Below are 19690 nucleotides of genomic sequence, written 5' to 3'. Positions count from 1 at the left end.
GGACCTCACGCCAGGGCCGCCACGTGCCCGCGCAGCCCCGCCGCCAGCGACCCCAGGAGCGCCGCCGCCGCGCCGGAGACCTCGACGCAGGCGGCCGCGTGCGCGGCGGCCGCGGCGCCCACCTGGTCGCGCAGCCAGGCGCGCAGGTCCCCTCCGGCCGGCGGCCCGGGCGGGGCGGACGACGACGAGGCGGTCGCTCCCGGAGCGGCCGCGCGCAGCCGGTCCAGCTGCTCCTGCGCCTGGCCGGCGAGCGCGGCGACCGACTCCCCGACGGCGGCGTCGGCCACGCCCACGGCGCCGTACGCGGCCACCACCGCCTCCTGCACGGGCACCTGCGCGGCCAGCCGGTCCTCCTGCGCCCTGGCCTCCCGGTTCCCGGCCTCCTGCGCCGCCTGACCGGACCCGCCGGACGTGCACCCGGCCAGCAGCAGCGCCAGCCCGGCGCTCCCGGCGAGCAGGCGGCGGCGCGGGAAACCGGCGGGAGCGGGGGAGGCGGACATCACCGCCAGTCTCCCAGGAGCCGCCCGGTCCGCCGGGCAGGGACCGGGCGCGTCGGGACGGCGGGAGCGTCCCCCGTCCGAGCGGCCGGGGCCGCGCACCCCGGGGAGCGGTAGCCTGACGACTCCCCGGGTACGCCGCGGCCGGAGCCGCGCGAGTCCGCGCCACCGGGCGCGGCCCCGGGCGGTGCGGTCCGCCGAGCACGAGCTCCGACCGGTTGCAGAGGAGGGAGCCCGTGTCCGCGAGGTCACGGCAGGACCAGGCCGCCAGGTCACGGCAGGAGGACCCGGCGGCCACCCGGCTGGCCGGGTGGATCGAGCCCGTGGTCGGCGACGCCGGCTACGACCTCGAGGAGCTGGTGGTCACGCCCGCCGGCCGGCGCAGCGTCGTCCGCGTGGTCGTCGACCGCGACCAGGGCGTCTCGCTCGACGACGTCGCGGAGGTCAGCCGGGCCATCTCGGCGGTGCTCGACCACAAGGACGGCGAGCTGGGCCGCGCCCCCTACGTGCTGGAGGTGACCAGCCCCGGCGTCGACCGGCCGCTGACCGAGCCCCGGCACTGGCGGCGCAACACCGGCCGGTTGGTCACCGTGACCGTCGGCCCGTCGGGGGCGACCGAGCAGGTCACCGGACGGGTCACCGAGGTCGACGACCGGGGCGTGACCCTGGCGGTCGAGCCGAAGGCCAAGCCGGGCGCGCGCAAGCGCCCGCCGACGCCCCGGCAGGTGCCCTGGGCCGAGCTCGGGGCCGGCCGGGTGCAGGTCGAGTTCGGCCGCCCGGGCAGGGACGAGCCCGCGCCCGACGACGACCTGCACGACGACGACCTGCACGACGACCTGATCGACGACACGGACGACGACCTGCTCGACGACGCACCGGACGACGAGGGCGACGACGACGGAGGAGGACAGTGAACATCGACGTGACCGCCCTCAAGGCGGTCGAGCGGGAGAAGGGCATCCCCGCCGACACGGTCATCGAGGCCATCGAGACGGCGCTGGTGACCGCCTACCGCCACGCCGACGGCGCGGCGAAGCACGTGCGGGTGCACGTCGACCGGCGGTCCGGCGAGGTCGCGGTGCTGGCCCAGGAGCTCGGCGCCGACGGCGAGGTCGTGCGCGAGTGGGACGACACCCCCGGTGACTTCGGCCGGATCGCGGCCAGCACCGCCAAGCAGGTCATCGTCCAGCGGCTGCGCGACGCCGAGCACGAGCAGACCTTCGGCGAGTACGCGGGCAAGGAGGGCGACATCGTCAGCGGCGTCGTCCAGGCCGACGCCCGCCGCAACGCGCAGGGCTCGGTGCTGGTCGACATCGGCAAGGTGGAGGCGGTCCTGCCCGCCGCCGAGCAGGTGCCCGGGGAGCGGTACCCGCACGGCAGCCGGCTGCGCGCCTACGTCGTGTCGGTCGCCCGCACCCACCGCGGCCCGCAGGTCACGGTCTCGCGGACCCACCCGAACCTGGTGCGCAAGCTGTTCGCGCTGGAGGTCCCCGAGATCGCCGACGGCAGCGTCGAGATCGTCGCGGTCGCGCGCGAGGCCGGGCACCGCTCGAAGATCGCCGTCCGCACCTCGGTGCCCGGGCTCAACGCCAAGGGCGCCTGCATCGGGCCGATGGGCCAGCGCGTGCGCAACGTCATGAGCGAGCTGCACGGCGAGAAGATCGACATCGTCGACTGGTCGGACGACCCCGCGACCTTCGTGGCCTCCGCGCTCAGCCCCGCCCGGGTCAACAGCGCGACGCTGGTCGACCCCAAGGCCAAGGCGGTGCGGGTCGTCGTCCCGGACTTCCAGCTGTCGCTGGCCATCGGCAAGGAGGGGCAGAACGCCCGCCTCGCCGCCCGGCTCACCGGCTGCCGGATCGACATCCGCAGCGACGCCCAGCCCGACGACGCCAGCCCCTCGCCGGGCGTCGGCCGGCCGCCGCTGCGCTCGGGCCCGCCGCCGGTGCGCGCCGGTGCCCCGGGGGGCCGGACGTCCCCCGGCGGGGGTGCCCTGCGCTCCGGTCCCCGGCGCCCGGAACAACGGGGTCCCTCAGCGCGCTAGAGTGACGGGTGGCCGAAACGTCGATCCCGGTGCGCACCTGTGTGGGCTGCCGGAACCGCGCTCCGGTCACCGACCTGCTGCGTGTCGTCCTCCGGTCCGGGACCCTCGTGCCCGATCCCCGGCGGAGGCTCCCCGGCCGGGGAGCGTCCCTGCACCCCACTCCGGAGTGCCTGCACGCAGCGGAGCGACGCCGGGCCTTCCCCCGTGCGCTGCGCCTCCCGGGCGGAGCCGCGGTGGAGGCCGGTCCGCTCCGGGCCCACGTCCTCGGCGCCGACGCGCCGGAGGGCCGGACCCCGGGGCGGGCGACCGCGAACGAACGACAGACCGCACTTCCCACAGACGGACCGGCACCCCGCCGGTCCGCACGTCGAGAGCAGGACGTCGTCGGATGAGTCAGCCGTGAAGTCCCCACGATGACAAGCCAGACCATGCACCACTGACGACGAGGTCGCGCGGGCGAGCCGCCGGCCTCACCAGAGGAGATCCGTGCCAGGCAAAGCCCGTGTCCACGAACTCGCCAAGGAGTTCGGGGTCGACAGCAAGACCGTCCTCGCCAAGCTCAAGGAGCAGGGCGAGTTCGTGAAGTCCGCCTCCTCGACCGTCGAGGCCCCCGTGGCCCGGCGGCTCCGGGAGGCCCTCGGTGCGTCCACCGGCGGCAACGGTCGCGGCGCTCCCGCCGCCCGTCCCGCCGCCCCGTCCGCACCCCGTCCGGCCGCTCCGGCGCCCGCCCCGGCTCCCGCCGCGCGCGCTCCGCAGGCCCCGGCCGCCCCGTCGGCGCCCGCGCCGTCGGCCGGTGTCCCGTCCGGCCCGCGCCCCGGTGCCCCGCGTCCGGGTGCTCCGATGCCCGGCCCGCGTCCGGCCCAGCAGCCCGCCGCGCCCCAGGCGCCGGCGGCCAGTGCCCCCGCGGCCAGTGCCCCCGCGGCCAGCGCCCCGGCGGCCAGTGCGCCGACCCAGCAGCCGACCGCGCCGCAGGGTCCGCGTCCGGCCGCGCCCGGCGCTCCGCGTCCCGGTGCGTCCGCGCCGCGTCCCGCCGGTGGTTCCGTCCCCGGTGCGGCGCGTCCCGGCTCCCCGCGTCCGGCGGCTCCCGGCGCGCCCCGTCCCGGTGGCGCCGCTCCCGGTGCCCCTGGTGCCGGTCCGCGGCCGGGTCCCCGTCCGGCTCCGCGGCCGGGCAACAACCCCTTCAGCAGCGCTCCGCGTCCGGGTCCCGCGGCCGGCCCGCGTCCGGGCCCGGCTGCCGGTGGCCCGCGCCCCGGTCCCGGTGCCGGCGGTCCCCGCCCGGCTCCCGGTGCCGGCGGTCCGCGTCCGGCGCCCGGCGCGGGTGGTCCCCGTCCCGGTGGCCCGCGTCCCGCGGCCGGTCCGGGTGGTCCCCGGCCGAACCCGGGCATGATGCCGCAGCGCCCCTCGCCGGGCATGATGCCGCCGCGTCCGGCCGGTGCCGGTCGTCCCGGTGGCGGCCCCGGTGGTCCCGGTGGCCGTGGCCGCCCGGGTGGCCCCGGTGGCGGCGGCGGTGGCGGCGGCTTCCGTCCCGGTGGCGGTGGCCCCGGTGGCGGTGGCGGTGGCGCTCCCGCGGGTGGCGGTTTCCGTGGCGGCGGCGGTGGCCGCGGTCGCGGTCGCGGTGGCTCCGGTGCGGGTACCGCGGGTGCCTTCGGGCGTCCCGGTGGCCGTGGTCCGGTCCGCGGGCGCAAGAGCAAGAAGCAGCGGCGTCAGGAGTTCGACTCCATGGCGGCGCCCAGCATGGGCGGCGTCAGCCTGCCGCGTGGCCACGGGCAGACCGTCCGGCTGCCCCGCGGCGCCTCGCTGACCGACCTCGCCGAGAAGATCGGCGCCCAGCCGTCCGCGCTGGTCACCGCCCTGTTCCACCTGGGCGAGATGGTCACCGCGACGCAGTCGGTCAACGACGAGACGCTGCAGCTGCTCGGTGCCGAGATCGAGTGGGACATCCAGGTCGTCAGCCCCGAGGACGAGGACCGCGAGCTCCTCGAGACCTTCGACCTCACCTTCGGCGACGAGGGTGACGAGGAGGACTGGGTCGCGCGTCCGCCGGTCGTCACGGTCATGGGTCACGTCGACCACGGCAAGACGAAGCTGCTCGACGCCATCCGCAACAGCAACGTGGTGGCGCGCGAGGCCGGCGGCATCACCCAGCACATCGGCGCCTACCAGATCGTCACCGAGCTGGAGGACTACGAGCGGCCGATCACCTTCATCGACACCCCGGGTCACGAGTCGTTCACCGCGATGCGTGCACGGGGCGCGAAGGTCACCGACATCGTCGTGCTGGTCGTGGCGGCCGACGACGGCGTCATGCCGCAGACGGTCGAGGCGCTCAACCACGCCCAGGCCGCCGAGGTGCCGATCGTGGTCGCGGTCAACAAGATCGACAAGGAGGGGGCCAACCCCGCCAAGATCCGTCAGCAGCTCACCGAGTACGGGCTGGTGGCCGAGGAGTACGGCGGCGACACGATGTTCGTCGACGTCTCCGCGACCACCCGCCAGGGCCTCGACGAGCTGCTCACGGCGATCCTGCTGACCGCCGACGCCTCGCTGGACCTGCGCGCGAACGCCGAGCAGGACCCGCAGGGCGTGGTCATCGAGGGCAAGCTGGACAAGGGCCGCGGCCCCGTCGCGACCGTCCTCGTCCAGCGCGGCACGCTGCGCCAGGGCGACTCGATCGTCGCCGGCGACGCCTACGGCCGCGTGCGGTCGCTGCTCGACGAGCACGGCAACAAGCTCAAGGAGGCCCTGCCGGCCCGCCCCGTGCAGGTCGTCGGGCTCACCTCCGTGCCGCGTGCCGGTGACACGTTCCTCGTCGTCGAGGAGGACCGCGTCGCCCGGCAGATCGCCGACCGTCGTCAGGCCCGCATCCGCAACGCGCAGAACGCCTCCATGCGCAAGCGGATCAGCCTCGAGGACCTCGACGCGGCGCTCAAGGAGAACCGCCAGCTCAACCTGATCATCAAGGGCGACAACTCGGGCACCGTCGAGGCGCTCGAGGAGGCCCTGATGAAGATCGAGGTGAGCGACGACATCTCGCTGCGGGTCATCCACCGCGGCGTCGGCGGCATCACCAAGAGCGACATCGACCTGGCGCTGGCCGACGACGTCATCGTCCTGGGCTTCAACGTCCGGGCCGAGGGCCAGGCCACCGAGCTCGCCAACCGCGAGGGTGTCGACGTCCGGTACTACTCGGTCATCTACCAGGCGATCGAGGAGATCGAGGCGGCCCTCAAGGGCATGCTCAAGCCGGAGTACGAGGAGGTCGCGCTCGGCACGGCGGAGGTCCGCGAGGTCTTCCGGGTGCCGCGCATCGGCAACGTCGCCGGCTCGATCGTCCGCAGCGGGGTCATCACCCGGAACTCGAAGGCCCGGTTGGTCCGGGACGGGGTCGTCGTCGCCGACAACCTCACCGTCGAGTCGCTGCGCCGCTTCAAGGACGACGTGACCGAGGTCCGCGACGGCTACGAGTGCGGTATCGGGCTCGGGTCGTTCAACGACATCAAGATCGAGGACGTCATCGAGACGTTCGAGATGCGTGAGAAGCCGCGCGCGTAACGCACGCAGGACGTCGCCCGGCAGCAGGGAGGAAGGGAGCATCCGGTGTTCACCGGGTCGCTGACCGCTGACCTGCTGCTGGGCGACGTCCACTCGCTCAAGGGCAAGCGCGCCGTGGTGCGGCCGATCGTGGCCGAGCTGCGGCGTCGCTTCGCCGTGGCCGCGGCCGAGGTGGGCGACCTCGACCTGCACCGCCGTGTCCAGGTCGGGGTCGCCACCGTCGCGGGCGACGCCGGCCAGGTGACCGACGTCCTCGACTCCTGCGAGCGGTTGCTGGCCGAGCGGCCGGAGGTGACGCTGCTGTCGACGCACCGGCAGCTGTTCTCCGACGAAGACTGAGGACCCCACCCCGGGTGGGCCGCCGCCCGTCCGACCGTCCACCCGGCGTCCTGCGGACGCCCCGACTCCCGGAGGTCTGCCGTGGCCGACCCCGCCCGCGCCCGCAAGCTCGCGGTGCGCATCCGCCAGATCGTGTCCGCCGCGATCGAGTCGCAGGTCAAGGACCCGCGGCTGGGCATGGTCACCGTGACCGACGCCCGGGTCACCAGTGACCTGCGCGAGGCCACGGTCTTCTACACCGTCTACGGCGACGCCACCGCGGCCGCCGACTCGGCCAAGGCACTGGCCAGCGCCACCGGTGTGCTGCGCTCCACCGTCGGCCGGCAGACCGGCATCAAGTTCGTGCCGACGCTGACCTTCGTCGCCGACGCCGTCCCGGACACCGCCCGCGAGCTCGACGAGGCCCTCGAGCGCGTCCGCTCGGCCGACGCGGAGCTCGCCCGGCTGCGCGAGCACGCCACCTACGCCGGCGACGCCGATCCCTACCGGCACCCGGAGGCGGACGACGACGAGTCCGGTGCCGAGGAGTCCGACGACGCCCCGACCCAGACCAGGAGCGCCTCATGAGCGAGAACGACCCGGATCCGCACCTGCCCGACGAGGGGCAGGGCCGCTCGGAGCTGGGCGGGCGCGCCGAGCCGAACGCCGGCGACCCGACCGACGGCGGCCGCACGGGCCAGATCGGGACGGCGCCCTCCATCGCGTCCGACCTGCCCGACGACGGCGGGCCGGCGCTGGCGCCCGGTGGCGGCACCGTGTCCGAGGACGAGGACGCCGTCCCGGTGGCCGATCCCGGCCCCGACGCCTGACCCGGTGAGCGCGCCGACCGCCGGGGTACCCGTCCGCACCCCGGCCGCCGTGCTGGGCGCGGCCGCCGACGCGGGGGCCACCGTGGTCCTCAGCGGGCACGTGCAGCCCGACGCCGACGCCCTGGGCAGCACCCTGGCCCTCGCGGAGGGGCTGCGCCGCCGCGGCGCCCGGGTGACCGCCACGTTCCCCGGCCGCCCGGTGCTGCCGGAGTCCCTCGGCTGGCTGCCCGGCGCCGAGGGCCTGGTGCCGTCGACCGCCGTGCCCGCGTCCCCTGACGTCTTCGTCAGCCTCGACGCCGCCTCACCGGGCCGGCTCGGCGAGCTGGCCGCCCTGCTCGAGGGCGCCGGCACCTCGGTCGTCCTCGACCACCACGCCAGCAACCCCGGCTTCGGCGACGTCTCGCTGGTCGACCCCGCCGCCCCCGCCACCATCGTGCTCGTGGCCGGGCTGCTCGACGCGCTCGGCGTCGACCTCGACGCTGACCTGGCCACGCTGCTGTACGCGGGCCTGACCGCCGACACCGGCTCCTTCCGCTTCGGCAGCACCCGGCCCGCCACGCACGTGCTCGCCGCGCGGCTGCTGTCCACGGGCATCGACCACGCGGCGATCAGTCGGCGGCTGTTCGACACTGCGCCGTTCGGCTGGCTGCGGCTGCTGTCGGCGGTCACCGGCCGGGCGGTCCTCGAGACCGGGGTCGGCGCGGGCCTGGTGTGGACCTGGTCGAGCACCGCCGAGGCCGCGGAGCACGGGCTGCCCGGCGAGCAGCTCGAGGCCCTGGTCGACGTCGTCCGGACCACCGCCGAGGCCGACGTCGCCTGCGTGCTCAAGGGCCAGGACGACGGCTCGTGGTCGGTGTCGCTGCGCTCCCGCGGCGCCACCGACGTCGCCCGGGTCGCCATGGCCCTCGGCGGCGGCGGGCACCGGGCCGCGGCGGGGTTCACCTCGCACCTCGACCGCGAGGGCACCGTCGCCCGGCTGCGCGGCCTGCTCGGGGCGTGAGCGCGCGTCAGCCCTCGGTGCCGGGGCTCGCCGTCCCGGCGCTCGTGGTGCTGGCGGCCGAGCCGCTGTACCTGCTCGTCGACACCGCCGTGGTGGGCAACCTGGGCACCGTCGCGCTCGGCGGCCTGGCCGTCGGCGGCGGGCTGCTGGCCTGGGCCGCCGCGCTGCTGAACTTCCTCGCCTACGGCACCACCGCCCGCGCCGCCCGCCGCGCCGGGGCGGGGGACCGCCCGGGGGCGGTCGCCGAGGGCGTGCAGGCCACCTGGCTGGCGCTGCTGCTCGGGGCCGCCGTCGTGCTGCTGTTCCAGGTCCTGGCCGGCCCGCTGACCCGCCTCCTGGCCGGCGGCCCCGGCGAGGTGGCCGCGGCGGGGGAGCAGTGGCTGCGGATTGCCGGCTGCGGCGCGCCGCTGCTGCTCGTCTCGCTGGCCGGCAACGGCTGGCTGCGCGGGGTGCAGGACCTGCGCCGGCCGGTGCGCTTCGTGCTGGCCGGGAGCCTGCTGAGCCTCGTCCTGTGCCCGCTGCTGGTGTACCCGGCCGGCCTGGGGCTGCCGGGCTCCGCCGTCGCCAACCTCGCCGGGCAGTCGCTGACGGCGGCGCTGTTCGTGCGGGCGCTGCTGCGCGAGGACGCCGACTGGCGGTTCCGGCCGGCCGCCGTCCGGGCCCAGCTCGTCCTCGGCCGCGACCTGCTGCTGCGCGCCACCGTGCTGCAGCTGTCCTTCCTCGTCGCCGCGGGGGTCGCCGCTCGCGCCGGGCAGGCACAGCTCGGCGCCCACCAGATCGCGCTGCAGCTGTTCCTCTTCCTCGCGCTCGTCCTCGACGCCTACGCCATCGCCGCGCAGACCCTCGTCGGCCACGCCCTCGGCGCCGGCCGGCCCGACGACGCCCGCGCCACCGCCCGCCGGGTCACGCTGTGGGGCCTGGGCACCGGCGTGCTGGTCGCGGCGCTGCTGCTGGCCGGCCGCGACCTGCTGGTCCCGCTGTTCACCGACGACCCCGCGGTGCGCGCCCAGGCCGAGCTCGTCTGGTGGTTCCTGGCCGGGTTCCAGCCGCTGGCCGGCGTCGTGTTCGCCCTCGACGGCGTGCTCATGGGCGCCGGCGACGTCGGCTACCTGCGCACGGTCACCGTCGGCGCCGCGCTCGTCGGCTTCCTCCCGCTGTCGCTGCTGTCCGGCCCGCTGGGCTGGGGCCTGGCCGGCGTCTGGACGGGGCTGACGGCGTTCATCGTGCTGCGGCTGGTCGCCGTCCTGGCCCGGGTGGCGGGGGACCGGTGGCTCACGGCACCTGCGACGGTGGGGACGTGAGCTCACCCCACGAAGACGCTCCGCTGGCGCTCCACGTCTCCGCGGGGACCCCAGCATGAGCCGCCGCCGCGCCGCCGACGCCGACGTGACCCCGGGGATCCTGCTGGTCGACAAGCCCGGCGGGATGACCTCGCACGACGTCGTGGCCCGGGCCCGCCGGGTGCTGTCGGTCCGTCGGGTCGGGCACGCCGGCACCCTCGACCCGATGGCCACCGGCCTGCTCGTGCTCGGCGTCGGGACGGCGACCCGGCTGCTGGGCCACCTCGGCGGCTCGGACAAGGTCTACGAGGCCACCGTCCGCCTCGGGCAGACGACGGTCACCGACGACCGCGAGGGCGAGGTCCTCACCACCACCTCCGCCGGCGGCCTCGACGACGACGCCGTGCGCGCCGCGCTCGCGGCCCAGACCGGCCCGCTGCTGCAGGTGCCCTCCTCGGTCAGCGCGGTCAAGGTCGGTGGCCGCCGCTCCTACGACCGCGTCCGGGCCGGTGAAGAGGTCGTCCTCGAGCCCCGCGCGGTCACCGTGCACCGCCTCGACGTGCACTGGATCACCCGGCCCACGCCCGATCTGGTCGACGTCGAGGTCACCGTCGCCTGCACCGCGGGCACCTACGTGCGCGCCATCGCCCGCGACGCCGGCGCGGCCCTCGGCGTCGGCGGGCACCTGACCGCGCTGCGCCGCACCGCGTCGGGCCCGTTCACCACCGACCGGGCCGCCCCGGTCGAGGAGGCCGCGGCCGCGCTCGCCGACGGCGGGGGAGCGGGGGTGCTCGGCCTGACCGAGGCGGCCACCGCCATCTACCCCGAGCGGCGGCTGTCCGAGGAGGAGGCCCGCGCGGTGGGGTACGGCCAGCGGATCGCGGCCACCGGGCGGCCGGGACTCACCGCGGCCGTCGACCCCGCGGGCCGGCTGGTCGCGCTGCTCGAGGACACCGGCTCCGGCGCCCGGGTCGCCGTCGGCTTCCCGCCCGGCTGAGCTAGCTGCCGGCGACCTTGCCGACGAGCGACTCGTCGAGGTGCGCGAGCAGGTCGGCCGGGTCGTCGTAGACCTCGTCGGCCCCCTCCTCGAGCAGCTCCTGCCGGGAGATCCCGCCGCAGGTCAGCGCGATCACGGGCAGGCCGGCGTCGCGGGCGGCCCGCACGTCCCAGATCGTGTCGCCCACCGCGACCGTCCGGTCGGGGTCGAGCCCGTGGGCGTCGACGGCGGTCTGCAGCAGGTCCGGCGCCGGCTTGGCCGACTCGACGTCGGCCGAGCTCGTGGCCCCGTCGACGACGTCCTCCCCGCCGATCGCCGGCACCATCCACTCCAGGTCGGACTCCTTGCCGCTGGTGGCCAGCACCACGGCCAGGCCGCGCTCCCGGCAGGCCGCCAGGAGCTCGTCGACGCGGGGGAAGGGCGTGACCAGCTCGCGCAGCGGCTCGTAGCGGCCGGTCTTGGCCTCCGAGACCGCCTCGGCGTCGTCGGCGTCGTCGCCGAGCAGGTGGGTGACGAGCTCCTCGCTGGCGATGCCGATCGCGCGGTGGCAGTCGGCCATGGAGACCTCGGGGTGCCCGGTGTCGCGGAAGGCCTGCCACCAGGCGAGGACCTGCAGGTAGTTGGTGTCCAGCAGGGTGCCGTCGACGTCGAACAGGACGCCGGGACGGGAGGCCTCGGTCATCGGGTCATCCTCGCCGGGCGCGGCGGACGGCGCAGGGGTTGACGGCCGTCCGCGCCGGGAAGGGGATTCCCATGAGCGTCGTGAAGATCAACGCGATCGTGGTGCCGCCGCACGCCCAGGAGCGCTTCGAGGAGCGCTTCCGCGGCCGGGGCGGAGCGGTCGAGAAGACCCCGGGTTTTGAGTGGTTCGAGCTGCTGCGCCCGATCGAGGGCACCGACCAGTACCTGGTCTACACCCGATGGGAGAGCGAGGAGGCCTACCGCAGCTGGGAGGGCAGCCAGGACTTCGCGCGCGCCCACCAGGGCGGCGGCGACGAGCTCGCCCCGGCGGCCAGCGACTCGCACCACCTGTGGTCCTACGAGGTCGTCGAGAGCTCCGCGCCCGACCGGCCCTGAGCCCGGTCGGGTCCGGCGGCGGCGGTCGGCTCCCGGCCGCCGCCGGCCCCGGCGCTACTGTGGTCGGCGGGCCGGTCGTCCGCCGGTCCGCGCCCCGAGCACGCCCAGGTGGGAGACATGACCGACACGCTCGCCGACAGCCGCACCTCCTCCCGGGTCTTCTCCGAGGGCGTGCCGGTGACCGTGGAGGGCGTGACCCGCCGGCCGGCCGCCGAGCGCGCGGCCGTGCTGGCCGACCCGGGCTTCGGCCGGCACTTCACCGACTCGATGTTCGTGGCCCGCTACGAGGCCGGCCGCGGCTGGTACGACGCGCGGCTGACGCAGTACGCGCCGCTGCAGGTCGACCCCGCCACCGCCGCGCTGCACTACGCACAGTCGATCTTCGAGGGGCTCAAGGCCTACGCCCAGCCCGACGGCAGCGTGGCCACCTTCCGGCCCGAGGCCAACGCCGCCCGCTTCGCCCGCAGCGCCCGCCGGCTGGCGATGCCGCCGGTGCCCGAGGAGGCCTTCATCGCCGCCGTCGATGCGCTCGTCGACGCCGACCGCGACTGGGTGCCCACCGGGCCCGACCAGACCCTCTACATCCGGCCCTACCAGCTGGCCACCGAGCCGTTCCTCGGCGTGCGGCCGGCCAACGAGTACCTGTTCCTGGTCATCGCCAGCCCGGCCGGGGCGTACTTCCCGCGCGGCGTGCACCCGGTGTCGGTCTACCTGTCGGAGGACTACATCCGGGCCGCGCCCGGCGGCACCGGCGACGTCAAGTGCGCCGGCAACTACGCCGCCAGCCTGCTCGCCCAGGAGCAGGCCATCGCCGCCGGCTGCGACCAGGTGGTCTGGCTCGACGCGGTGGAGAAGCGCTACGTCGAGGAGATGGGCGGGATGAACCTGTTCTTCGTCCTCGGCTCCGGCGACGACGCCGAGCTGGTCACCCCCGAGCTCACCGGCACGCTCCTGCCCGGCATCACCCGCGATTCGCTCATCGAGGTCGCCCGCGCACGCGGCATGCGGGTCACCGAGCGCCGCTTCAGCGTCGACGAGTGGCGCTCCGGCGTGGCCGACGGCACGGTCACCGAGACCTTCGCCTGCGGCACCGCCGCGGTGATCACCCCGGTCGGCGAGGTCAAGGCGCGCACCGGCGACTTCACCGTCGGCGACGGCACCCCCGGCCCGGTCACCATGGGCCTGCGCGAGCACCTGCTCGACATCCAGCACGGCCGGGTGCCCGACACCCGCGGCTGGCTGCACCGGGTCGCCTGAGCGACCCGGCGACGACACGGGGAGCGGAGGCGTGCAGCGCTGGCGCGGGCAGGCCCAGACCCCGGCCGACCTCGGCCGGACCGTGGTCACCGTGGGCATGTACGACGGCGTCCACCGCGGCCACCAGTCGCTGATCGGCACCGCCGTCGGCCGCGCGCGGGCCCTGGGCCGCCCGTGCGTGCTGGTCACCTTCGACCCGCACCCCACCGAGGTCGTCCGGCCCGGCTCGCACCCGGCGATCCTCACCTCGCTGGACCGCAAGGCCGAGCTGGTCGCCGGGCTCGGGGTCGACGGCATGTGCGTGCTGCCCTTCACCCCGGAGTTCAGCCGGCTGACCCCCGAGGAGTTCGCCCACGGCGTGCTCGTCGAGCACCTGCACGCCGCGATGGTCGTCGTCGGCGAGAACTTCACCTACGGGCACAAGGCCGCCGGCAACGTGACCACGCTCACCCAGGAGGGGCGCCGGTTCGGCTTCGCCGTCGAGGGCGTCCCGCTGGCCGGCGATGCCTCCGCCGACGGCGAGGTCACCATCTCCTCGACCTACATCCGCGCCTGCGTCGCCGCCGGGGACATGGAGAGCGCGGCGCGGGCGCTGGGCCGGCCGCACCGGGTCGACGGCGTCGTCGTGCGCGGCGACCGGCGCGGCCGCGAGCTGGGCTACCCCACGGCGAACGTCGAGTGCCCGCCCTTCACCGCCATCCCCGCCGACGGGGTCTACGCCGGCGCGCTGGTCACCCGCGACCCCGCCGGCCGCACCCTCGACAGCCGGCCCGCCGCGGTCTCGGTGGGCACCAACCCCACCTTCCAGGGCTCGCGGCGCACCGTCGAGGCGTTCGTCCTCGACTGGTCCGGCGACCTCTACGGCGAGCACGTCGGCGTCGAGTTCGTCTCGCGGCTGCGTCCGATGGCCGCCTTCGCCGGCGTCGACGAGCTGGTCGCGGCCATGGCCGACGACGTCACCCGCACCCGCGCCGTGCTGGGCCTGCCCCCCGCCGGGTGATCACCGCCGCGGCCGCCCCGGGCCGCGCTGGTAATGTCGACGGCGCCGTGTATCACGCGGCGATGTGTGCCACCTGCCCCCGTGAGTCAGACCGGGGGCCACACGTGACCTGGCCCGGAGGCCCTCCATGGCGCTCGACAGCGCGACGAAGCAGCAGATCATGACCGAGTACGCGACGGTCGAGAAGGACACGGGCTCGCCCGAGGTCCAGGTCGCGATGCTCACCCGCCGGATCAGTGACCTGACCGAGCACCTCAAGCAGCACAAGCACGACCACCACAGCCGGCGGGGCCTGCTCCTGCTGGTCGGCCGTCGCCGGCGGCTGCTGAACTACCTGGCCAAGACGGACATCAACCGCTACCGCTCGCTGATCGAGCGGCTCGGTCTGCGCCGCTGACCTCAGAGGGGACCGTCCCGCCGGGACGGTCCCCTCTCTCGTGGGGCACCCGCTCCGCGAGAACCACGGCACCGCGCCGCGCACCCCGACGCTGGTCGGTCCTCGGTGGTGGCCCCCGGGCATGTCCCCCCTCCGGAGGGGGAACGACCCCCGTGGGCTTCGATCGAAGACCGGTCATCCCGGAGCAGTCCGGCACGGGACGCCACGAAGAGGACGTCGCCGCATGCGACGTAGGAAGAGGACACAGTGTCCGCACCCACCACCCAGGGCAGCATCGCTGCCGAGTACGACCCCGAGGACGGGGTCACCACCGCCACCGCGGTCATCGACAACGGCAGCCGCGGCAGCCGCAGCATCACCTTCGAGACCGGGCGGCTGGCCAAGCAGGCCGCCGGCTCGGTCGTCGTCAGCATGGGCGACACCATGCTCCTGTCGGCCACCACGGCCGGCCGCCAGCCCAAGGAGCACTTCGACTTCTTCCCGCTGACGGTCGACGTCGAGGAGCGGATGTACGCCGCCGGGCGCATCCCCGGCTCGTTCTTCCGCCGTGAGGGCCGGCCGGGCGAGGACGCGATCCTCACCTGCCGGCTGATCGACCGCCCGCTGCGCCCGACCTTCGCCAAGGGCCTGCGCAACGAGGTCCAGGTCGTCATCACCGTCCTGTCGCTGGACCCCGACCACGTCTACGACGTGCTCGCCATCAACGGCGCGTCGGCCTCCACCCAGCTGTCGGGCCTGCCGTTCTCCGGCCCGGTCGGCGGCACCCGCGTCGCGCTGGTCGACGGCCAGTGGATCGGCTTCCCCACCCACGCCGAGCTCGAGGACGCCGTCTTCGACATGGTCGTGGCCGGGCGCCTCCTGCCCGACGGCGACGTCGCGATCATGATGGTCGAGGCCGAGGCCACCGAGAAGACCGTCGAGCTCGTCCGCGGCGGCGCCACCGCGCCGACCGAGGAGGTCGTCGCCCAGGGCCTCGAGGCCGCCAAGCCCTTCATCCGGCAGCTGTGCGAGGCCCAGGCCGCGCTCGCGGAGAAGGCCGCCAAGCCGGTCGCCGACTTCCCCCGCTTCCTCGACTACCAGGACGACGTCTACGCCGCCGTGGAGTCCGCCGCCCTCGACCGCCTCACCGAGGCCCAGTCGATCGCCGGCAAGCAGGAGCGCAACGACGCCACCGACGCGCTCAAGGACGAGGTCGTCGCCTCCCTGGCCGAGCAGTTCGCCGGCCGCGAGAAGGAGGTGTCGGCCGCCTTCCGCGCCGTCACCAAGAAGGTCGTCCGGCAGCGCATCCTGCGCGACAAGGTCCGCATCGACGGCCGCGGCCTGACCGACATCCGGCCGCTGTCGGCCGAGGTCGAGGTCCTCCCGCGGGTGCACGGCTCGGCGCTGTTCGAGCGCGGCGAGACCCAGATCCTGGGCGTCACCACGCTGAACATGCTCCGCATGGAGCAGCAGCTCGACACGCTCTCGCCGGTCACGCGCAAGCGGTACATGCACAACTACAACTTCCCGCCGTACTCCACCGGGGAGACCGGGCGCGTGGGCTCGCCCAAGCGCCGCGAGATCGGCCACGGCGCGCTCGCCGAGCGGGCGCTGCTGCCGGTGCTGCCCGACCGCGAGGAGTTCCCCTACGCGATCCGGCAGGTGTCCGAGGCGCTGGGCTCCAACGGCTCGACGTCGATGGGCTCGGTCTGCGCCTCCACCCTGTCGCTGCTCAACGCCGGTGTGCCGCTGCGCGCCCCGGTCGCCGGCATCGCCATGGGCCTGGTGTCCGACGAGGTCGACGGCAAGACGCAGTACGTCGCGCTGACCGACATCCTCGGTGCCGAGGACGCCTTCGGTGACATGGACTTCAAGGTCGCCGGCACCAAGGACTTCGTCACGGCCCTGCAGCTGGACACCAAGCTCGACGGGATCCCGTCCGACGTGCTCGCCCAGGCGCTGACCCAGGCCCGCGCCGCCCGCCTGCACATCCTCGACGTGATGAACGAGGCCATCGACGCCCCCGACGAGATGAGCCCGTACGCCCCGCGCGTGACCACGGTGCGCATCCCGGTCGACAAGATCGGCGCGGTCATCGGCCCCAAGGGCCAGATGATCAACTCGATCCAGGACGAGACCGGCGCCGACATCACCATCGAGGACGACGGCACCATCTACGTGGGCGCCTCCGACGGCCCCTCGGCCCAGGCGGCGGTCGACCGCATCAACGCGATCGCCAACCCGCAGATGCCGAAGGTCGGGGAGCGCTTCCTCGGCACCGTCGTCAAGACGACGCCGTTCGGCGCCTTCGTCTCGCTGCTGCCGGGCAAGGACGGCCTGGTCCACATCAGCAAGCTGGGCGGCGGCAAGCGCATCGGCAAGGTCGAGGACGTCGTCAACGTCGGCGACAAGCTGCAGGTCGAGATCACCGACATCGACGCCCGCGGCAAGATCAGCCTCGTCCCGGTGGCCGCCGAGGGCGGCGACGCCCCGGCCGGCGATGCTCCGGCCGGCGACGCGGCCCCGTCCGACGCCTCCGCTCCCGCGGAGGCCTGACACGGTCGCCGACCCGACTCCGTCCGGGGCCGGGGCTGGCGTGGGGTCCACCGACCTCGCGTCCGCCCCGGCCCCGGTCGGTGTCACCCGAGTCATCGACGTCGACGAGGTCGGCGGCCGGGTGGAGCGCACGGTGCTGCCCGGCGGGCTGCGCGTGCTCACCGAGACGATGCCCGGCGTCCACTCGGCCACCCTCGGCATCTGGGTGGGCGTGGGCTCGCGGGACGAGGACGACCGGGTCGCCGGCGCCTCGCACTTCCTCGAGCACCTGCTGTTCAAGGGCACCCGCAGCCGCAACGCCCTGGAGATCGCGACGGCCATGGACGCCGTCGGCGGTGAGATGAACGCCTTCACCGCCAAGGAGCACACCTGCTACTACGCCAACGTGCTCGCCAGCGACCTCCCGCTGGCCGTCACGCTGCTCGGCGACCTGGTGACCGACGCGCTCAACACCGCCGAGGACCTGGAGTCCGAGCGGACGGTGGTGCTCGAGGAGATCGCCATGCGCGACGACGAGCCCTCCGACCTGGTGCACGACCTGTTCGCCGAGACGCTCTTCGGCGGCACCCCGCTCGGGCGCTCGGTGCTCGGCACCGTCGAGTCGATCGAGGGGCTCACCCGCGACGACGTCGACGGCTGGTACCGGTCGCGCTACGCCGTCCCCTCGATGGTGGTCACCGCCGCCGGGCGGGTGGACCACCAGCAGGTGGTCGACCTGGTGACGGCGGTCTTCGGCGAACGGCTCTCCGGCCCGGTGTCCCCGGCACCGCTGCGCCGCGGGGCGGACCTCGCCCCCGACGGCCCCGCGTCCCCGGCCGGGCTGGTGAACAGGAAGACCGAGCAGACCCACCTGCTGCTCGGCAACCTGGGTCTGAGCCGCTTCGACGAGCGGCGCTACGCCGCCGCGGTCCTGGAGACGGCGGTCGGCGGCGGGATGAGCTCGCGGCTGTTCCAGGAGATCCGGGAGAAGCGCGGTCTGGTCTACAGCGTGGGGTCCGCGCTGACCTCCTATGCGGGCACCGGCGCCTTCTCCGTCTACGCCGGGTGCGCCAAGAAGCGGGTGCCGGAGGTCCTGCGCCTCATCCGCGAGGAGCTGGCCCGCGTGGCCGCCGACGGGCTGACGCCGGAGGAGGTGGCCCGCGGTCGCGGGCAGCTGCGCGGCGGGACGGTGCTCGGCCTCGAGGACACCGGTTCGCGGATGAGCCGGCTGGGCAAGAGCGAGCTGTCGCACGGGGAGTACGTGCCGGTGCGCGAGGTGCTCGACCGGATCGCCGCCGTGGACGAGGACCAGGTGCGCGCCGTCGCCGCCGACCTGCTGGGCCGGGAGACCTGCCTGGCCGTCGTCGGCCCCTACCGCGAGTCCGACCTCGACCGGCTCTGACCCACCCCGCACCGCCCCACCCGCACCGCCCCGGACCCACGGAGACCGATGACCGACCCGCGTCCGCACCCGGTGTTCCGCGTGCACGGCGCCCTGTCCCGCGGGGCCTTCGCGGTGACGGTGCTCGTCTCGCTCGCCGTGCTGTTCGCGCCGGCCTCCGACGTGCCCTCCGCACCCCCGGGGGTGGACAAGGTCGTGCACCTGCTGCTGTTCACCGCGCTCGCCGTCGCCGGGCGGTGGGCCGGCACGCGACCCGGTCCGCTGGCGGTGCTGCTGCTCGCCTACGGCGCGGTCAGCGAGGTGGTCCAGGCGCTCTCGGCGCTGCAGCGCTCGGGTTCGGTCGTCGACTGGCTGGCCGACGCGGCCGGCGTGGGACTCGGCTTGCTGCTCTGGGCGGGAGGGGAGCGCCGGTCCACCCGGGCCGTCTTGCGTCGGGACGGACCGCCGGGAAACCTGACCGCGTGACCACGAGCGCCCCCGGACCCGGCCAGCAGACCACCCCCGGCGAGCCGCCCCGCATCTCGGTCGGCGTCCTCGGGGCGCGGGGGCGGATGGGCACCGAGGTCGTGCGTGCGGTCAACGCCGCCGAGGACCTCGAGCTCGTCGCGATGGTCGACGAGGGCGACTGGCTGTTCAACGTGGCCGACGCCGGTGCGCAGGTGGTCGTGGACTTCACCCGCCCGGACGTCGTCATGGACAACATCCGCTTCTGCATCGACCAGAACATCTCCTGCGTCGTGGGGACGACGGGCTTCGACGAGCAGCGACTGGCCACCGTGGCCGAGTGGCTCGAGCCCAAGCCCGACGTGGGCGTCGTCATCGCGCCCAACTTCGGCATCGGCGCGGTGCTGCTCATGCGCTTCGCCCAGGAGGCCGCGCGCTTCTTCCCCTCCACCGAGATCGTCGAGCTGCACCACCCGAACAAGGTGGACGCCCCCTCGGGGACCGCCGTCCGCACCGCCCGGCTGGTGGCCGCGGCGCGCCGGGCCGCCGGCCTCCCGCTGTCACCCGACGCCACGACCGACTCGCTGCCCGGCGCCCGCGGTGCCGAGGTCGAGGGGATCGCCGTGCACGCGGTGCGGCTGACCGGTCTGGTCGCGCACCAGGAGGTCCTCATGGGGTCGGCGGGGGAGACGCTGACCCTCCGGCACGACTCCTACGACCGCGCGTCCTTCATGCCCGGCGTGCTCCTCGCTGTCCGGGAGATCGGCCGCCGGCCCGGGCTCACCGTGGGGATCGAGTCCTTCCTGGGGCTCTGACCCGGACCTCCCGGGGGCCCGCGGGTGTGACCGAGACCCCCGTGCACGCCCTCTGAGAGTCGTGTATGGTTCTTTCTGCGCCGGACGGAGCCCGAGAGGGCCACGGAGGAGCACCCCAGCGGTGCAGGACTCCGGAAGTCGGCGTAAGGTAGGACAAGCAGCCACCGAGGAAGCCCGAGAGGGTCGAGTTGGTGTGCGTCCGCTCCTTGAGAACTCAACAGCGTGCCGAAAGTCAGTGCCAAGTAATAACCCCGTGGCCTGGCCGC

20 protein-coding genes and 1 pseudogene are annotated in these 19690 nt (G+C 75.1%); 19 read left to right on the top strand and 2 right to left on the bottom strand.

Translation table 11 applies throughout. The features are described from left to right. Positions 1-5 precede the first annotated feature (5 nt). Positions 6-500 carry a hypothetical protein gene (locus tag FN207_RS13525; protein ID WP_142459044.1) on the bottom strand — a complete coding sequence of 165 codons (495 nt, stop codon included), beginning with the start codon at positions 498-500 and terminating at the stop codon, positions 6-8. Between the two features lie 233 nt (positions 501-733). Between FN207_RS13525 and rimP the strand changes: the two genes are divergently transcribed. The 11 genes and pseudogenes from rimP (at position 734) to truB (ending at position 10518) form a co-directional block, all read left to right on the top strand. Next, complete coding sequence (rimP, locus tag FN207_RS13520) at positions 734-1411, top strand: ribosome maturation factor RimP (protein ID WP_221888192.1); 678 nt, start codon at positions 734-736, stop codon at positions 1409-1411. Continuing rightward, positions 1408-2541, top strand: coding sequence for a transcription termination factor NusA (nusA, locus tag FN207_RS13515; RefSeq protein ID WP_142459042.1), 1134 nt, complete (start codon positions 1408-1410; stop codon positions 2539-2541). Before rimP ends, nusA begins: the two co-directional genes overlap by 4 nt. Before the next feature lie 8 nt (positions 2542-2549). Then, on the top strand, positions 2550-2933 hold the full coding sequence (locus FN207_RS13510; RefSeq protein WP_142459041.1) for a DUF448 domain-containing protein: 384 nt from the start codon (positions 2550-2552) through the stop codon (positions 2931-2933). A 94-nt stretch (positions 2934-3027) separates the two neighbouring features. After that, positions 3028-3174 (top strand): annotated as a pseudogene (locus tag FN207_RS26950) (translation initiation factor IF-2 N-terminal domain-containing protein); the annotation flags it as partial. Between the two features lie 1086 nt (positions 3175-4260). Further along, positions 4261-6093, top strand: coding sequence for a translation initiation factor IF-2 (gene infB / locus FN207_RS26945; protein ID WP_246066082.1), 1833 nt, complete (start codon positions 4261-4263; stop codon positions 6091-6093). Positions 6094-6138: 45 nt separating this feature from the next. Then, the gene (locus tag FN207_RS13500) at positions 6139-6432 is read left to right on the top strand and encodes a DUF503 domain-containing protein (protein ID WP_110905292.1); all 294 of its coding nucleotides are present in this window, start codon (positions 6139-6141) and stop codon (positions 6430-6432) included. 81 nt (positions 6433-6513) lie between these two features. Further along, positions 6514-6999 carry a 30S ribosome-binding factor RbfA gene (gene rbfA / locus FN207_RS13495; RefSeq protein ID WP_110905291.1) on the top strand — a complete coding sequence of 162 codons (486 nt, stop codon included), beginning with the start codon at positions 6514-6516 and terminating at the stop codon, positions 6997-6999. Next, entirely contained in the window at positions 6996-7241 is a 246-nt protein-coding gene (locus FN207_RS13490) for a hypothetical protein (protein WP_142459039.1), read from the top strand. The genes rbfA and FN207_RS13490 overlap by 4 nt, the downstream gene beginning before the upstream one ends. 4 nt (positions 7242-7245) lie before the next feature. Beyond that, a complete protein-coding gene (locus FN207_RS13485; protein WP_142459038.1) occupies positions 7246-8241 on the top strand; it encodes a DHH family phosphoesterase in 996 nt (331 codons plus the stop codon). Next, on the top strand, positions 8238-9542 hold the full coding sequence (locus tag FN207_RS13480; RefSeq protein ID WP_246066034.1) for an MATE family efflux transporter: 1305 nt from the start codon (positions 8238-8240) through the stop codon (positions 9540-9542). Before FN207_RS13485 ends, FN207_RS13480 begins: the two co-directional genes overlap by 4 nt. A gap of 55 nt (positions 9543-9597) precedes the next feature. Then, positions 9598-10518, top strand: a complete 921-nt coding sequence (gene truB, locus FN207_RS13475) for a tRNA pseudouridine(55) synthase TruB (protein WP_142459037.1) — start codon at positions 9598-9600, stop codon at positions 10516-10518. A 1-nt stretch (position 10519) separates the two neighbouring features. Here the strand turns inward: truB and FN207_RS13470 are convergent, their stop codons facing one another. Further along, a complete protein-coding gene (locus FN207_RS13470; protein ID WP_142459036.1) occupies positions 10520-11200 on the bottom strand; it encodes an HAD family hydrolase in 681 nt (226 codons plus the stop codon). Between the two features lie 71 nt (positions 11201-11271). Here FN207_RS13470 and FN207_RS13465 point away from each other — a divergent pair, with 71 nt between their 5' ends. The 8 genes from FN207_RS13465 (at position 11272) to dapB (ending at position 19424) form a co-directional block, all read left to right on the top strand. Continuing rightward, the gene (locus tag FN207_RS13465) at positions 11272-11595 is read left to right on the top strand and encodes an antibiotic biosynthesis monooxygenase family protein (RefSeq protein ID WP_142459035.1); all 324 of its coding nucleotides are present in this window, start codon (positions 11272-11274) and stop codon (positions 11593-11595) included. Between the two features lie 117 nt (positions 11596-11712). Further along, the gene (locus FN207_RS13460; protein WP_185938338.1) at positions 11713-12852 is read left to right on the top strand and encodes a branched-chain amino acid aminotransferase; all 1140 of its coding nucleotides are present in this window, start codon (positions 11713-11715) and stop codon (positions 12850-12852) included. A 31-nt stretch (positions 12853-12883) separates the two neighbouring features. After that, positions 12884-13852 carry a bifunctional riboflavin kinase/FAD synthetase gene (locus FN207_RS13455; RefSeq protein ID WP_142459034.1) on the top strand — a complete coding sequence of 323 codons (969 nt, stop codon included), beginning with the start codon at positions 12884-12886 and terminating at the stop codon, positions 13850-13852. A gap of 127 nt (positions 13853-13979) precedes the next feature. Beyond that, a complete protein-coding gene (gene rpsO, locus FN207_RS13450; protein WP_072920360.1) occupies positions 13980-14249 on the top strand; it encodes a 30S ribosomal protein S15 in 270 nt (89 codons plus the stop codon). Between the two features lie 246 nt (positions 14250-14495). Further along, positions 14496-16784 carry a polyribonucleotide nucleotidyltransferase gene (locus FN207_RS13445; RefSeq protein WP_221888191.1) on the top strand — a complete coding sequence of 763 codons (2289 nt, stop codon included), beginning with the start codon at positions 14496-14498 and terminating at the stop codon, positions 16782-16784. Between the two features lie 40 nt (positions 16785-16824). Next, entirely contained in the window at positions 16825-18165 is a 1341-nt protein-coding gene (locus FN207_RS13440) for a M16 family metallopeptidase (protein ID WP_142459033.1), read from the top strand. A gap of 48 nt (positions 18166-18213) precedes the next feature. Next, positions 18214-18630 carry a VanZ family protein gene (locus FN207_RS13435; protein ID WP_246066033.1) on the top strand — a complete coding sequence of 139 codons (417 nt, stop codon included), beginning with the start codon at positions 18214-18216 and terminating at the stop codon, positions 18628-18630. Then, positions 18627-19424 (top strand): 4-hydroxy-tetrahydrodipicolinate reductase, encoded by a 798-nt coding sequence (gene dapB / locus FN207_RS13430; RefSeq protein WP_142459032.1) that lies wholly within the window; start codon positions 18627-18629, stop codon positions 19422-19424. Before FN207_RS13435 ends, dapB begins: the two co-directional genes overlap by 4 nt. The last annotated feature ends 266 nt before the right edge of the window (positions 19425-19690 follow it).

It is taken from the genome of Geodermatophilus aquaeductus, from assembly GCF_900182545.1.
GTDB classification, from domain to species: domain Bacteria; phylum Actinomycetota; class Actinomycetes; order Mycobacteriales; family Geodermatophilaceae; genus Geodermatophilus; species Geodermatophilus aquaeductus.
Note: the sequence above shows the minus strand (reverse complement) of the source record. Positions and strands in the feature narration are given on the sequence as shown.